General features: G+C 43.0%; 12 protein-coding genes and 1 pseudogene. 4 read left to right on the top strand and 9 right to left on the bottom strand.

Annotation, left to right across the window (positions count from 1 at the left end; translation table 11 throughout):
• Positions 1 to 2: 2 nt before the first annotated feature.
• Positions 3 to 2,243 (top strand): transglycosylase domain-containing protein, encoded by a 2,241-nt coding sequence (locus Q0R52_RS28875; protein ID WP_295801984.1) that lies wholly within the window; start codon positions 3 to 5, stop codon positions 2,241 to 2,243.
• Positions 2,244 to 2,434: 191 nt separating this feature from the next.
• Positions 2,435 to 4,249, top strand: a complete 1,815-nt coding sequence (gene uvrC, locus Q0R52_RS28870) for an excinuclease ABC subunit UvrC (RefSeq protein WP_295801982.1) — start codon at positions 2,435 to 2,437, stop codon at positions 4,247 to 4,249.
• A gap of 257 nt (positions 4,250 to 4,506) precedes the next feature.
• Here the strand turns inward: uvrC and gldN are convergent, their stop codons facing one another.
• The 6 genes from gldN to Q0R52_RS28840 all read right to left on the bottom strand — a co-directional run bounded on the left by gldN (position 4,507) and on the right by Q0R52_RS28840 (position 11,279).
• The gene (gldN, locus tag Q0R52_RS28865; protein ID WP_295801980.1) at positions 4,507 to 5,481 is read right to left on the bottom strand and encodes a gliding motility protein GldN; all 975 of its coding nucleotides are present in this window, start codon (positions 5,479 to 5,481) and stop codon (positions 4,507 to 4,509) included.
• A gap of 10 nt (positions 5,482 to 5,491) precedes the next feature.
• Positions 5,492 to 7,024: a gliding motility protein GldM gene (gldM, locus tag Q0R52_RS28860; RefSeq protein ID WP_295801978.1), complete on the bottom strand. Its 1,533-nt coding sequence runs from the start codon at positions 7,022 to 7,024 to the stop codon at positions 5,492 to 5,494.
• Between the two features lie 43 nt (positions 7,025 to 7,067).
• Positions 7,068 to 7,877, bottom strand: coding sequence for a gliding motility protein GldL (gene gldL, locus Q0R52_RS28855; protein ID WP_295801976.1), 810 nt, complete (start codon positions 7,875 to 7,877; stop codon positions 7,068 to 7,070).
• A 47-nt stretch (positions 7,878 to 7,924) separates the two neighbouring features.
• On the bottom strand, positions 7,925 to 9,247 hold the full coding sequence (locus Q0R52_RS28850; RefSeq protein ID WP_252788876.1) for an SUMF1/EgtB/PvdO family nonheme iron enzyme: 1,323 nt from the start codon (positions 9,245 to 9,247) through the stop codon (positions 7,925 to 7,927).
• A gap of 470 nt (positions 9,248 to 9,717) precedes the next feature.
• Positions 9,718 to 10,482 (bottom strand): uroporphyrinogen-III synthase, encoded by a 765-nt coding sequence (locus Q0R52_RS28845; protein ID WP_252788877.1) that lies wholly within the window; start codon positions 10,480 to 10,482, stop codon positions 9,718 to 9,720.
• Positions 10,483 to 10,499: 17 nt separating this feature from the next.
• Complete coding sequence (locus Q0R52_RS28840) at positions 10,500 to 11,279, bottom strand: DUF4271 domain-containing protein (RefSeq protein ID WP_366520960.1); 780 nt, start codon at positions 11,277 to 11,279, stop codon at positions 10,500 to 10,502.
• An 89-nt stretch (positions 11,280 to 11,368) separates the two neighbouring features.
• On the opposite strand from Q0R52_RS28840, the pseudogene Q0R52_RS29430 reads away from it, so the two are divergent.
• Both Q0R52_RS29430 and Q0R52_RS28835 read left to right on the top strand, forming a co-directional pair.
• Positions 11,369 to 11,446 (top strand): annotated as a pseudogene (locus Q0R52_RS29430) (hypothetical protein); the annotation flags it as partial.
• 138 nt (positions 11,447 to 11,584) lie between these two features.
• Entirely contained in the window at positions 11,585 to 11,974 is a 390-nt protein-coding gene (locus Q0R52_RS28835; protein WP_295801970.1) for a YrdB family protein, read from the top strand.
• Positions 11,975 to 12,175: 201 nt separating this feature from the next.
• Here the strand turns inward: Q0R52_RS28835 and Q0R52_RS28830 are convergent, their stop codons facing one another.
• The 3 genes from Q0R52_RS28830 to Q0R52_RS28820 all read right to left on the bottom strand — a co-directional run bounded on the left by Q0R52_RS28830 (position 12,176) and on the right by Q0R52_RS28820 (position 16,310).
• Positions 12,176 to 13,939, bottom strand: a complete 1,764-nt coding sequence (locus Q0R52_RS28830) for an ATP-binding protein (RefSeq protein ID WP_295801969.1) — start codon at positions 13,937 to 13,939, stop codon at positions 12,176 to 12,178.
• A gap of 22 nt (positions 13,940 to 13,961) precedes the next feature.
• The gene (locus Q0R52_RS28825) at positions 13,962 to 15,092 is read right to left on the bottom strand and encodes a sensor protein KdpD (RefSeq protein WP_295801967.1); all 1,131 of its coding nucleotides are present in this window, start codon (positions 15,090 to 15,092) and stop codon (positions 13,962 to 13,964) included.
• Positions 15,093 to 15,263: 171 nt separating this feature from the next.
• Complete coding sequence (locus Q0R52_RS28820) at positions 15,264 to 16,310, bottom strand: porin (protein ID WP_366520958.1); 1,047 nt, start codon at positions 16,308 to 16,310, stop codon at positions 15,264 to 15,266.
• Positions 16,311 to 16,349: the final 39 nt, after the last annotated feature.

Raw genomic sequence — 16,349 nt, 5'->3', positions numbered from 1 at the left:
CCATGATTATTAAGCTCAAACCTGAGGATATACGACGTTACAATTGGTATATATGGAAAACTGTTATAGCCTTCCTGGTACTTTTTGTACTGATGCTGGTGGTAACCGACTTGGGATTATTCGGCCCGCTGCCTACGTTTAAGGCTATTGAAAACCCCAAAAGTTTCCAGGCGTCAGAAGTTTTATCAGCTGATAAAACGGTGTTGGGTACTTATTATGTTCAAAACAGGTCAAGCATTACGTACGGTCAGCTTTCTCCAAACGTTGTGAATGCACTCATAGCAACCGAAGACACCCGTTTTTATGACCATTCCGGTATTGACTTTCAGCGTTTGCCGGGCATCGTTCTTTTTACACTGATCGGCAAAAAACAAGGCGCAAGCACCATAACGCAGCAATTGGCCAAAAACTTATTTTCGGGCCCGATTGCACATAACCCATTTGTGAGGGTAACGCAAAAACTAAAAGAATGGATAACCGCTATCAGGCTCGAAAGACGTTATACCAAGCAGGAAATAATTACGATGTATTTAAATACGGTTGATTTTGGTGCCTACAATACTTTCGGCATCAAATCGGCAGCACGTACATACTTTGGCGTTACTCCCGATAAACTTACGCCCGACCAGGCCGCCCTGTTGGTAGGTATGCTTAAAGGTACCGGCGTTTATTCTCCCATCCGACACCCCGACCGCGCGTTGGCCCGTCGCAACACCATACTGGCGCTAATGCAGAAGCAGGGATTTTTAAGCGATGGGCAATTAGCCGAGCTGAAAGCAAAGCCAATCGGCTTAAACTTTAGTCCAATTACGCATAATGACGGCCCGGCCCCTTATTTCAGGGCGGTACTGAAACAGGAGATCCAAAAGATATTTAAGGATCAGAACATCGTCCAATCCGATGGTTCTCAATATGACCTCGACCGCGACGGGTTAAAAATATACACCACCATTGATGCTACCATGCAGCAATATGCCGAGCAGGCCCAACAGGAATATATGGGCAAACTGCAGGCACAGTTTGACGATCAATGGAAAGGCGTGAACCGCGCAAAAAGCATCAAAAACTATAAGCTAATTTTAGACCAGGGCATGTTCCGGTCCGACAGGTACAAGCAATTGCAGATAGAAGGAAAATCGGAAGATGAAATAAGGCAGAATTTTGATACGCCCGATAGCCTTGAGTTGTTTACCTGGCACGGCACTGTAGACACCCTGATGAAGCCCATCGACTCGATGGTGTTCAGTAAAATGATGTTGCGCAACTCGCTGATGAGTATGGACCCCACCACCGGCTATGTAAAAGCATGGGTAGGCGGCACCAATTTTGAACATTTTAAGTACGACCAGGTGAAACTGGGCACCAGGCAGGTTGGTTCAACCGCCAAGCCGTTCACCTACTCGGTGGCCATTGAAAACGGTTTTTCGCCTTGCCAGGAAGTAGACAATGTGCCCGTAACCATAACCGGCTATGGCGACCCATGGACACCAAAACAATCGTCTTCCGATTATTTGCAAGGAGCCATCACCCTTCGCAAAGCGTTGGGTTACTCGCAAAACTATGTTGCAGCTTATGTAATGAACGAGGTTAAACCTATACCCGTGATGGAGTTAATTAAAAAAATGGGAATTACTAGCACGGTTCCGCCATATCCTTCCATCTGCCTGGGTACGTTTAACGCCTCGGTGTTTGATATGACGGGAGCGTATTCGGTATTTGCCAACCATGGCACCTGGACTGAACCTACTTACATATTACGCATAGAAGATAAAAACGGCAACGTTATATATACGCATACACCAAAGGTGGTACAGGCTATGGATGCACAAACAGCATACGTAATGACTTATATGTTGAAAGGCGTGATTGAAGATGGGACAGGTTCAAGACTGCGTGGCAGGTACGGGCTTACCAACCCAATCGGCGGCAAAACCGGCACTACCCAGGAAAACTCCGATGGCTGGTTCATGGGCGTTACCCCCCAGCTGGTTACCGGCGTATGGACAGGTTGCGAAGACCGCGATATACATTTCCGCTCAACCAGGCTTGGCGAAGGCGCAAACTCGGCCCTGCCGATATTTGCAGGATTTATGAAACGCGTTTACGATAATCCGGCACTTGGCATTAAACGAAATGTTGATTTCGATGCGCCGAAAAACGGGGTGAGCATTGTGATGGATTGTAACCAGTATAAACAGCAACAGCAGGGGACCGGGGAAGTGGATAAAAAATTAGGGTTCTAAATTACCCGCTCGTCATTGCGAGGAACGAAGCAACCTCTACTAAGGACATTCGTGAACCTTGATGGTTTTGTAAACCTGTAAGCCGGCTGCATGCTCCCCATGAACATTTTGTTTGTTGATTTGCATGTGCAGAGGTTGCTTCGTTCCTCGCAATGACGCTTCAATAGTATTAATTCGTCAGTAATGACCCTATGACTACAGTGTTCGATTATAAGTCTATATTAAAAAACATCCCCCATCGCCCCGGCATTTACCAATACTGGGACGAGGAGAAGGAACTGATATACATCGGTAAGGCCAAAGATTTGCGCAACCGGGTTAGCAGCTATTTTAATAAGGACAACCATATAAATGCCAAAACCAAGGTTTTGGTGTCAAAAATTCGCAACATAACTTTTACTATTGTTGATACCGAGGTGGATGCATGGCTGCTGGAAAACAGCCTGATTAAAAAGCATCAGCCCCGCTACAACGTAATGCTGAAGGATGATAAAACCTATCCGTGGATCATCATAAAAAATGAAAATTTCCCCCGCATTTTCTGGACGCGGCGTATCGTACGCGACGGGTCGAAATATCTTGGGCCCTACGCGTCGGTAAGCATGATGCATAATATTTTAGGGCTGATAAAGGAAACCTTCCCGTTGCGTACCTGTAATTTGGCGCTAACCAGAGAGAATATAGACAAAGGCAAGTTTAAAGTTTGCCTGGAGTACCAAATAGGCAATTGCAAAGGCCCCTGTCAAAACTACCAAACCGAGAACGATTACGATCACAGCATTGAGGAAATAACCGATATATTAAACGGCAAAATTGGTGCTGTATTGCGCAATCTTAAAGCCGATATGGAAAAGGCCGTAGCCGAAATGAACTATGAAGCTGCCCACCGGCTGAAAAGGAAATTCGAGCTATTGGAGAACTACCAGAGCAAATCAACCGTTGTAAATTCATCTATTACGGATGTAGATGTCTTTAGTATTGCATCCGAGGAGAAATATGCCTTTGTAAATTATTTAAAGGTGATGAATGGCACCATTATCCAAACGCAAACCATCGAGCTAAAAAAACGTCTGGATGAAAGCGACGAGGAACTGTTAACCCTGGCCATATCAGAGTTCCGGAGCAGGTACGACAGCCACTCAAAAGAAATTATAGTACCGTTCGACATTGATCTGGATGATCCAAAGATTAAATTCACTGTACCAAAGCTTGGCGAAAAACGCAAGTTGCTCGATCTTTCGCAAAAGAATGTGCATTTCTTTAAACGGGATAAGCTGGATCAGTACGAAAAGCTGAACCCCGAGATACGTACCGAAAGGCTGCTTACTCAAATGATGAAGGATTTGCGGATGAACCAGCTGCCCCGGCACATAGAGTGTTTTGATAACTCCAATTTCCAGGGCAAATACCCGGTTTCGGCCATCGTGGTTTTTAAAGATGCAAAGCCATCCAAAAAAGACTACCGACACTTTAATGTTAAAACCGTTGAAGGCCCTGACGACTTTGCCACCATGGAAGAAGCCGTGCACCGCCGCTACCGCCGCATGCTTGACGAAGGAACAGAACTGCCACAACTGATTGTGATTGACGGCGGCAAGGGCCAGCTTTCATCAGCATTAAAAAGCTTAAAATTATTAGGTATTGACAAACAGGTTACCGTTATCGGCATTGCCAAACGCCTGGAAGAGCTTTACTACCCGGGCGATCAATACCCGCTGTATCTCGACAAAAAATCGGAAACCCTAAAAGTTATCCAGCAATTGCGCGACGAGGCCCACCGTTTCGGCATCACCTTCCACCGCAAAAAAAGGGATAAGGGCACCCTTGTGACCGAACTGGAACTGATAGAAGGCATTGGCAAAACCAGCGCCGAAAAGCTGCTTAAATATTTCAAATCGGTAAAGAAGGTACGCGCTGCCACCGAAGTGGAATTGCAGGAAGTGGTTAATTTAAAGCAGGCAAAAGCGATTGTATCTTATTTTGGTTCGGAAAAAGTAAACATATAAGACGTCATTGCGAGGAACGAAGCAACCTCTACTTAGGACATTCATGAACCGAAATTCCCATAGCGACCTAAATACGGCTGATAGGTTACCACACTTTTTTGTTTCATGATTAGCGTGTGCAGTCCGCCAGCTGGCGGATCGTCACTCGCAATTGACGATGTGGCTTAAACAACAAAAAAAGCCCCTGCAAAATGCAAAGGCTCTATATATCTTTCTGTCTTCTGGACTTTACTGACTTTCGGACTTTACTGACTTCATTAATACTGCCACAAGTTAAGCTCCCAATCCATAAGGGTTTTCTTCATCCTGTCGGCTTCGTATAAGCGGTCGATACCGTTCATGTAATCTTTTATACGTTCGTCTTTGTCGTTCGATTGCTTAACAATATAACTCGTAAATATCCTTTTTACAAAGGCATCGTCAAAACTCAAGCCTGTAGCATCACTGTTGCGGCTAACCACTTCTTTAGTAGCTAATACATGCCTTGCCTCTGAAAAATACACCCAAAAAGCAGGCTGATAATCTTCAGTTGTACCAACTTTTACCTTTACAAGTGGTGCAATCCCAATAATTCGCGGTTCGAATATCGAGCGTTGTCTGTCAAAAATCCAATCTTCTTTTACACGGAACTTAACCACACTATCGGCATTAAACTCGCCGGCCTGCATTTTCGAGCCGATTTTATTACCATTAGCATCAAATTTGTCAACCGTTGCACTATCCGCCATACGGCTTCTTGCTTTTCCCTGAGCCAAAGGCACCAAAAATTTATCGCCTCCCGGGTCTTCGTTTGACGGGGTTGGATCGTATGCTGTCATTTCACCTGCATCAATAGCCGTTAACAAAACATCAATTAAACGCTGTTTCGGCGAAGCGAGGTACTGATTCATTTTTTCGCGTACGTCAATTTCACGCCAAACACGTTTCACAAAAGCAGCGTCCGATTCTCTTAAGTTAGGGTATGGGGTTACTTTAGCGCTTAAGATATTGTTCTTTTTAAAATAGCCGTCCAACGGGTGCTCAAAAGCTTTCGCCGGGCCCTTTTTGGTGGTATCGGTACCGCTTGGTTTGGCACTTGTAGTACTATTGGGATTTATACCTCCGGCAGGTTGTTGCGGTTGTTGCTGCTGCTGGGTCGCAGCAGGTTTTGTATTTTTTGGCTTTTTCTTTCTTTGTGCATAAGTTGATATGCAGGCTAAGCAAAGCACAACTACTAAAATCCGTGTTTTCATAATCTTTCTTCTAATTAGCACTAAAAACTATCGGGTCAAGTCCTTGCGGTATACCATCGGGACCAACGGCAATAATATCTTTAAAAACCACAGTTGTTCCCGGTGTAACGCTGTTCATTAATTGTCGCATAGCAGATGATAACTCACCGCCTGTACCATTCAGCGTAACTACGTCCTGGCGGGGCTTGGCGATCTGCAAAGTAAACCGTGTCACGTTAAACTTAGCATCGAATTCGAAGTTTTCCAGTTTTGCAAATATCCTATCCTGTGCCCTGATATTAGCTGCACTGGTTACACCTCCGCTTCTACCGGCAAATGCTGCCTTTGGGGGTGGGATGCGCTTTACGCGGAATACGCTACTTCCTAATACTGATACTTTTCCTTTGGTAAGTTCGCCCGATACGGTAATAGTCGCTTCGCCGATACTACTAACAGTAGCCGTGTAATGACCATTTGAACCCGAGATACTGCCACCGCTCATACTAACCCGCAGGTTTTCTTTTGCTATACCCGGAGCTGATACCGAAACCGGGTTAGGCAAACCTATATACAATACGTTCATTTTATCAGGCGATACTACTGCTGATGGCCTTGCTACCATGTAAGTCTGCGGGGGAGTATCATAACCTTTGAAGGTGCCGTCTGTTTGTTTTACATTTATATGAGCCGACCATGTGTGCAAACCTTCACTACTCGTGCTGCCGCTGTATTTACCTTTGCCGGATTCAACAGGCAATGCTGAACCGCCAACAGTAATATTTGGTGTTAGTTTTGAATCATATGCGGTAAGAAAAACTTCAGCAGTATATGGTTGTCCAAGTAACACGTAGCTTGTTGGCGCTACTGCCACGGCATTAAACTGGTCAAGGTTTACCTGGGCCTGATCAACTTTGCTAAGCAACTTCTTAACAACTTCGTTTTCAGCATTTTTAGTATCTGTTTGGATTTTGGCAAGGGTTGTTAATGTTGCACCCAACGGGATACCATCACCAAAATAAGCCTCTTCCCATGATTTTTGGATACCGGCGCTAGGCGGCGGTGCATCAGCATTTAATGAGAAATTAACGCCCCCACGGTCTTTGGCATCTAACAGTGCCACTAACTTATCATGTGTATCCTGTATTTTTTGACGAAGTTCTTCTCCTTTTTTACCGGCTATCATCACGTTTGGTGATATGTCAAGGTTTTCCCTTGAATCCACATCGTTGGTAGTGGGATTAATACCGCCGCCTTTAGCGGTCAACTCGTCACGTAGCGACTGTACGTAATTATACAAGTCATTCGATATCGCCGTTGCTTTTTTAGCATCGTTATAATATTTCAATGCGCGGTCATGCTGTTCTTTCAGTTTACCATTCTCAAAAGATGAATAGGTTGAATTGAGACCCTTCTTTACGTTGTCGGTAGAGGTGTCCAAACTGTTCTTTATATTTTTAAATGCATCGAGCAAGTTATCCGGCACGCTTAGGGCCACAAGGCCTAAAAGCACCAGGTAAAGGATACCCATCATTCGTTGTCTTGGGGTTTGTTTACCTCCAGCCATTTGTCCTAAATGTTATATTTTTAATTAAATAAATAATTTATCATTAACTAACACGTGGCTGATTCATTGCTGAAAGCATATTGCCGTATATTGAATTTAATGTCGCCAGGTTTTTCGCTAAACGGTTAACTTCGTCTTTAAACTGTTTTGAATCAGCAGCAGAATCGTTAAAGTTGCCCAGCGTTACCGCCATATCCGAATAAAATTTGTTCATTGATTTAAGGTGATTACTCGAGTCCTGCAACTCCAACTCATAAACAGCATTTAACGAAGTTAAATTTTTCGCCATTTTGTTTACCTGCTCATGATACGATTTTGAATCAACACCTGCACCTGCCAGTTCCGACATGTTTGCTGATGCTTTTTCAACCGCTAAATTTAAACTGTCATAACTTGCCGATGCTTGCTTAACTTTATTTGTAAAGGCAATGGTTGCATCACCGGCATCGGTAACGCGTGATATTGAATTTACCTTATCGCCAAATGTACGTAAGCCATTTGCCAGGCTGTTAATCAATTCAGGGCCAATTTTTGCTTCGCTAAGCATGGCGTCCAAAGCTGCGGTATTCGAGAAACTGTCGCCCTGTGGAACTGCTTTGCGGGCAACTGCTTTTGGCAATTCTCCATCATAGTCTTCATCCAGTTCAGGATAAGCGCGGCGCCAGTCAAGCTCTTTCTCCTCGCGTTGGAAACCTAAAAGGAAAAACAAAATAGCTTCTGCCGATAGCCCCCCTGCAATAAACCAGGTAGCGCCCGGCCAGTGCAATATTTTAAACATCAGACCAACAATAACCACTGTTGCGCCCCATGATACGATATTATTAATTCCGTAAGGTTGTTTCTTCCCAGCCATAGTAATTTGAAAAAGATTAAATGTTATTTTTTGTTGGTTCGTTAAGTTTATCGTTTATCCCTTATGTCGCGACCAAGGTATTTAGTAACACAACGGAAACCGATGTATGATTTTGCGGTGTCCTGGTACTCATAGGTACGTTTTGAGTTTTGAAGGAAAAAGCCGATATCTTTCCATGAACCGCCGCGTACAACTTTACGCTTCAGTACCGGGGCATCGCTGGCTTTGGCTTCGTAGTTAAACGTAGGTGCAAGGTCATGCACAAAAGTCGAGGCGGATTCATCAAATGCTGATAGGGTCCATTCGGCAACATTGCCCGCCATATTATATAAGCCGTAATCATTAGGGAAGTACGACTTCACTGCTACCGTATAAGCCCCGCCGTCGTCGGTATAATTACCGCGGCCGGGTTTAAAGTTTGCCAGTAAGCAGCCTTTAGCATTTTTTGCATAAGGACCGCCCCAAGGATAATCGGTACCAATTCTACCGCCCCGGGCTGCATATTCAAATTCAGCCTCGGTTGGTAAGTTGTAGGGTGCGCGGTGCGCTAATTTTCTTGAATCTTTATACGCTTCGTTGTAGCGTGTGCGCCATACAGTAAATGCACGGGCCTGGCGCCAGGTAACACCTACCACAGGATAGTTGCGGAACGCAGGGTGAGAAAAGTAAGCTTCGGTCATCGGTTCGTTGGCGGCGTATGAGAAGTCGCTCAACCAAACCAGGGTATCCGGGTAAACCGGAACAGTATCGCGGATGATGAAATCCGAACGTTTTTTAGTTTTGATGTCTTTGTAGTCGGCAGCACTTCGCAGATCCATCAAAGCATAGTTATATTTTAACAAACGTACATCCAGTTCGTCGCGGTCGAATATCCGGTCATCGCCCTGGTAATACATACCTTGCAATTTTGCAGCATTACCCGCACTGCCCTTGGCGCCTTTTTTATTGGTTAATACAGGGTATTTTTTTACGTAGGCCCAGTTAATGTATTTTTTACCGCTTGGGTTTGGGGTTGAGTTTTTGCCTGCTTTAAGATAATACTTATCGTCGTTCAGGTAGTTGGTGATAGCTATGGAGTCGCGTACCCAATTTACAAATTGCCTGTATTGGCTGTTTGAAATTTCGGTTTGGTCCATAAAAAAAGGAGGTTGGGTAACCTGTTTAGTTTGCTCAATTTGACCAAAGGTTATATCCTGGTCTGTTTGCCCCATAAGGAAAGAACCACCCGGAATATAAACCATTCCGTACGGTACTTCAGCTCTGAATGAACGCTGCGGAACTCCCGTCAGCTCGCCCCTATCACCGCCTTTACCGCACCCGCTTAAAATTCCAACCGCCATAACGGCAAGTAAAAAGTATAGTTGTTTCATTTTAAAATCAATGTTTAGCTATATAAATATAACACAAAGTGACCCCCGAATATATTAATTTTGACGGATTAAAATGCAAAAAACATTTTTTATCAGTCAAATCTACCCCATTTATAGTTGAAACATCATAAACCTATAGCTAATAAATGCACAATTCTAATTAATCAAGTATTTACAATTATGCCATTACTTACCCACTTTTACGAAATTTACAAGCAAATGGTTGCAGCAAGGTTAAATAAATTCCACTAAGTTAACTAATTATTTTAATAAATAGGCTAAGTAATTGATTAAGTGTGCACTATGATAAAGGTGTCCGTTTAGTTAAAAATTATGTTAACCAGAACGTAAATCGCTCGTACAATTTAACTACTAACTGCCTGATGCTAAAATTATTGCGCGCAATATGCTCCCAAACGCAAAACGCCCCGGTAAACCGGGGCGCATGTATATTATTTGTTAGTATGATTTTATTTATTAACCTGTTTTACGTATTGTTCAATCGCCATCGTCATTGATGGTGCAGCTGGGGTTGGCGCCGGGATATCCATTATAAGTCCGGCCTCTAAAACAGCTTTATGCGTTGTTGCGCCAAAAGCAGCTATACGTGTATTGTTTTGTTTAAAATCGGGAAAGTTTTTGTACAGCGACTGAATGCTTGACGGACTGAAGAACGCGATTATATCATAAAACACCTCGGCAAGGTCTGAAAGGTCACTGCATACGGTGCGAAAAAGTACAGCCGGTGTAAAGTTGTAACCGTTCTCCAGCAAAAACTTCTGAGTTTCTTCCGCAGCCACGTCTGAGCATGGATACAGAAATTTCTCGCCTGAATGCTTTTTCAATACTTCCGCCAGGTCTGAAGCGGTTTGCTTACCGAAAAATATCTTACGCTTACGGTATTGAATGTACTTTTGAAGGTACAAAGCAATAGTTTCAGACAAGCAGAAATATTTCATTTCAACCGGAACTTCGAAGCGCATTTCTTCGCAAATCCTGAAAAAATGATCTGCCGAGTTACGGCTTGTGAAAATCACCGCGCTAAAATCAGCCAGGTTAATCTTCTCCTTGCGGAAATCTTTCGCCGGCACGCCCTCAACGTGAATAAATGATCTGAAATCAATTTTCAAATTAAGCTTTTTAGCAAGCTCCGCGTATGGATTTTTATCATTTTCAGGCTTGGGCAAAGTAACTAAAATGCTTTTTACCTTTTTCTTTCTCTCTTCCAAATTCAATGTATAACTGCCAAAAACTATGTATTAAGTGCCTTAATTAAAATTAAAATTGGGCAAATTTCGAGGGCACAAAGATAGATAAATAAATAAAATTTATGAAATCGAATGTTAGAAATGATATTTACACTATTTCGCAAATACTGCCATGCAAATATTATAACTATTACCCCCTCTGTAAAAAACAACAGGCCCTGTATATAAATGTTTGAAATTAAGCTAAAGCACACGCCTACAGCCAATAAAACAAATGCAATATTAAAATAAGTAAGGTTTAAAATGGCGATATATTCGCTAACCACTTTACTTACATCAAAAACAAAACCTATAAATTTTAACACTAAAAACTTGAGCGCAAACAACAGTGCCGTTAGCACAGATAAAAAAATGAACAACCTGAAGCCCTCAAGACTATAGCTTACACCGTAAAAAACTGTTAATTGGTATAAAAAAAGGCCAAAAGTAAAGCTGAACAGCACGAACAATCCAATAAAGGCCCGCGCATTTATTACGCCGCCTTCTTTGTCCATTTGCGAGGCCACATGTTTATTGTAAAATGATCGGAAAACCAGGTTAACATCTTTACCCAACAGCAAGTTTAAAAATGCCGTGTAAATAAGCAAACCAATTACAGTGACAATGAGCCAGGGATTGCGATAATGGCGAACGTTGCCCGTGATTAGCGTTTTCGCTGATTGCGCAGGGATATTCGAAAAAGAATTAACATTCGCAAACGGGTTGGTATGAAGGATCGTTATAAACTTATTTTCCCGCAACGAATCGGGTTTAAATAAAACCATTCCCAACGAGTCGGCGGTGATTTGGTCGCGATTTTGTTTGGCAACGACAGCAGCAACAGAATCAGCATTAACATGCGCTTGTTGCCTGCGGGCAAAAGAGCCCGTTGTATCGCGCTTTGCCGCAGAGTCCGGTTGCGCATATGCTGCAAAACACAAACAACAGGTAATAAGAAAACAGCAAATAGTTAAACGCATTATATACACCCGCAATAATGCCGCAAAATTACCTTAATAATTGGTTGTTTTGTAGTTCGATAATTAATTTTGCGTTAAATTAACCAATAGCTTTTGTTTTTAAACGATTTATGAACACCAACCTCATAAACCTCGCCGTACGATTTTTACTGGAAATAGCGATGTTGATAACGCTGGGCTTCTGGGGCTGGCACGTTAACACTGGTTGGCTCCAATACGCCGCTGCCGCAGGTTTGCCTATTATTGCCGCAACACTTTGGGGCGTTTTCCGCATACCAAACGACCCCAAGCCCGCCCCTGTGGCCGTACCCGGAATAGTAAGGTTATTGCTGGAGTGGCTATTATTTGGCGCAGCTGTGCTCGCTTTATTTACTATGGGTTATTTTGCATTAAGCCTGATAATGGGCATAACATTGAAACTCCATTACATAGTATCGTACGACCGCACGTGGGCAATGCTGCAGAACAAGCCATATAACGGGTTTAAAACAAACTCATAGAGAGCACCCGCTCATTAGATGTAGCTCACGAGCCAACTATTGGTAACCCTATAGCGTTGTACCGGCTATGGCGACGATACGATATGAGCTCCTAAGAAACAGGCATCAATCCGTGTTTTACAATATTATAAGGTGGGAACGCCTGCCGTCGAAACGGCAGGCGAACATCGTAAAGGTTTAATTGATAATTTTATACCCGTCTCAACTTTTTTTATCGGGATATGCAGGGAGTGCAAACGAAAAAGTGCTCCCCTCACCTATCGCGCTTTCCAGCCAAATGGTGCCGTGCTGCGCCTCGATAAAATCTTTTGATATAGCCAGACCAAGGCCAGATCCGGATTTATTTTGCCCGTCGGTAGGTACCTGGAAATAGCGGTCAAATAAACGTTTCTGGTATTGTTCATCAATCCCTTTGCCCAAGTCCTTCACCGAAAAAATAACTGATCCGTTCTTTTCGGAAATCTTAATGGTGACTTTTGATTTCTCTGGGCTGTAACGCAGCGCATTCGACAGGAAATTCACCAATACCCAGGCAGTCTTTTCCACGTCGACCTGCACTTTTGAAAGGTTGGGTTGCTTTACAACGTCAAGTATTATCCCCTTTTGCCCGGCAGGGAATTTTACAGAATCGAGCGCATAATCAACTATCACCGAAGGGTCTGATGGTACAAAGTTTAGCTGAATGTTCCCGGTCTCAACCTGCGACAAGTCAAGCAATTCGCTGGTGATTTTCAGCAATCTGTCGCTATCATCCCTTATATGATCAACCAGTTCCATTTGCTGGGCATTAACGTGGCCAATGCGTTCGTCTGCAAGCAATTTTAAACACATTTTTATTGACGATATAGGTGTTTTTAATTCATGCGAAATGGTGGCTATAAAATTGGTTTTTGCTTCATCCTTTTCTTTAAACTCTGTAATGTTTTTCAGCAGGTAAACTTTACCCACCGATTTGCTGCCGATATCAAGTACATCACTTGCGCGTGAGTTTAGGTTAGGGATAATTATTTCCCGGCTTTCCAGCTGGTAATAAAGCTCCTTACCATCAAGGGCGATTTTAATTGATTTTAAAGTGTTGTTTTCAATTATCGATTTAAACAAATCATTAGTTGCAGTAAATTTATCGGCACGCTGGCCTATTATTTTTTGCTCTTTAAGGTTCAGTATATTTTCGGCGACCGTATTAATAAACAATATCTCCTGCTTTTCATTTAAGCCGATGATTGCATCCTGCATCTGTTCAATGATGGCCTCGATGCGTTGTTTCTCAGACAATACAGTCGCCAAGTTGCTGTTTTCCCATTCATTAAGCCGCGCGGCCATATCGTTAAAAGCCATTGCTACTTCGCCAAATTCATCGTTTTTATCAAAATTAAGGCGCTGATTGTAGTTTTTCCGGCTAATCTCGCGGATGCCATCTATTAAAGCCCTTAGCGGATTAGCAATAAACCCCGGAAAGTTAACGCTAAAGCTAAAAAGGATAAGAAAGGTAAAACCGCCTGCCAAACCAAGCAACAAGGTAGCATTATTTACCGATGCTTGTGCGCGGTCGTATTTACGCACAATGGCCTGCATGTTCAATTTTTCAATCTGCCTTAGTTGGGCACGTGCATCGTATTCGGCCTGCTCCTGTGCAGTTAAATTATTGGAGGAAGATTCGAGCGTGCCGAAGGCTTTTCTTAGCTCGCTGGTAATTGCAGCTTCGCCGGTTTCGGTTATATTATGCTCCTGCAAAACCAACTGTTTATTAAAGTCCGCTTTTGCGCTCTCGCTCAAGGGGAGTTTATCAACATCCAGTATGGTCTGCATTTCGCGGGCAAAGCTCAGCGATTCGTAATTGTTTTTGAGGATCACTTTCGCATTGTCGGATATATCGTGGATATAAAATATAGACACCACGCCAAAAAAAAGGACGACTACAAACAGAAAGCCAAACCCGAGGCGAAGTTTATTTTTAATTTTCATGATTTTACGTATTAAAATGTTTTTATGATAAAATAACTAAATCAGTATCGGTTGAGGCTATGTGCTTTAGCAGTTGGTTAAAAACTGCTGTTCGCAAAATAACCTGGAATAAACTTAAATGCGGCTTGCCAATGCAAATAGTGGTAATTTCCCTTTCGTCAGCAATCTGCATAATTGTTTGGGTAACCTGGTCGCTTTTTATTTTTAAAACTTCGCCGCCCAGTTCGGTCGCCAACTTAAAGTTGTTTATCAGGTGGCGCTGCTTATCCAGCTTTATGCGATTACCGCTTTCGCTGCTGCTTTGCACATACAAAACTATCCAACTTGAGCGGTAGTACGAAGCAAGCCGGGCAGTTTTTCGTATCACCGCCCTAGCGGTATCAGCATTTGATGATATGCAGGCCAAAAACTTTTCGGGCCGCAGCTTAATTTGCTTGGGTATCTCAATATTGATTTTCCGTTCTACATGATGGGCAACTTCCTTCAGCGCCAGCTCCCTCAACTGCAAAATCTTATCAGCCTGGAAAAAATTTTGCAGGGCTATGTTTATCTTACTTTTGTCGTAAATCTTCCCCTCCTTCAGCCTGTCAATTAGTTCATCGGCGGTAAGGTCGATATTTACAATCTCGTCCGTTAACTCAAGCACCTTATCGGGTATGCGTTCTGTAATAGGTATGCCGGTGATGGATTCAATCTCCTGGTTCATACTTTCAAGGTGCTGAATATTTACGGCAGAAATAACACTTATCCCGGCATCCAAAATATCTACTACGTCCTGCCAGCGTTTACTATTTTTACTACCCTCAACATTGGTGTGCGCAAGTTCATCAACAATAACTACCTCAGGATGGCGGTTTAAAATGGCAGGCAAGTCCATCTCTTCAAGTTCTTTGCCTTTGTAAAAAATCTTTCGGCGGGGTATTAATGGCAGGCCATCAATCAGCGCCTGGGTTTCGGCCCGGTTATGGGTTTCTATATAGCCAATTTGAATATCGATGCCGTTTCGCAAAAGCGCATGCGCTTCCTGCAGCATCCGGTAGGTTTTACCAACGCCGGCGCTCATGCCGATATATATCTTAAACTTGCCGCGCCTCGAACGCTTTACCAGTTCAAAAAAATGCTCGGCAGATGGTTCTTTATTTTCTTCGCTCATAATTGGTTTTTATACGCGTTATTATTAACCTATTAAAGGGGATGCAAGCACCCCCTTTTTTGCACAAGCTTCAATCAAACTAAATTTACGATAAAACTGCTTGTGTTTTTTCTATATATTGAATACCTATTTGCTGGAGACGCGATACATCGCATCTCTGTAATCTATACACTAAAACCCATAAACCGCTGCCAATACAAATTGTGATGCGTGGGTGGCTGCCATGCCATTGCTATCGGTAAATGATGCGCCGAAATCACTGCTTTTTGTATCAAACCTTACTTCAGGAATGATGGTTAGCGGCCCGGCTTTTATATTTGATGTGACCGTGATGGCTTTTACATTGCCGCCGTTGTCTTTTACTTTAAAATATTCGCCGCGTAAGCCAAAGGTTACTATAGGCGATACCGCAATTTGCGGATACAAAGCTACACCTTCGAAACCACCACCATTATTAGGTGCCGAAAAAGTTGCAGCGTTTAAGCCCAGTTTAAATGCATTGGTGATTTGATAGGCAGTTGTAAGATCGAACTCAGTACCTGAATATGAGCCTGTTACCAGGTTCACATAAGCAGTCCAGCCTTTAACTGGTGTTACCGTTAGCTGCGCGCCAAAGGTTGATACATCGCCATTGGCTGTATTCCCCGAATTTAACGATGAATAATAGTTCCATTTGTTGTTAAATATACCTGCCATCAGGCTCACTTTATCACTAAAAGCGTAAGTGGCTTTGAAACCAGCATTCTGGAATGGGCCGTTGGTAAACAGGTATGAGGTTGAATAGTTAAAATTGCCCACGGGTGATATCACCTCGTAACCGACGAATGTTGCCATATAACCCGCAGTAAGGTTAAATTTATCAGTTACATCATACGATACATACAAATTTTGAATATGGTAGCCCGAAGTTGGGATACTTTGATCGCTGCGTGGGCCGAATGAAAGCTCACCAACAAATGCTGCTTTACCTACCTTTTTTTTCAGGGCAAGGTCAATCATACCTATCGATATCGAGTTATTCTCGTTTGCGAAGCTGGTAGGGATATTTGAATGGCCCGAAAAATCGGCCTTATAATAAGTATCTACCGATCCTGAAAACACAAGTGGCGGGTCGGCTGCAGGGGCAGCGGTCTTACCGGTATCAACCGGCATTATAGCCGCTTTTACAGTTATTGCCGCAAAAGTAAAAAGCGATACAATTATTAATTTTTTGTTCATGTTAGTTTATAAAATTTGCCGTTGTTAAGGTTGATGTTT

Source organism: Mucilaginibacter sp., from assembly GCF_025359345.1.
Classification (GTDB): domain Bacteria; phylum Bacteroidota; class Bacteroidia; order Sphingobacteriales; family Sphingobacteriaceae; genus Mucilaginibacter.
This window is presented reverse-complemented; position numbering and strand designations above follow the sequence as displayed.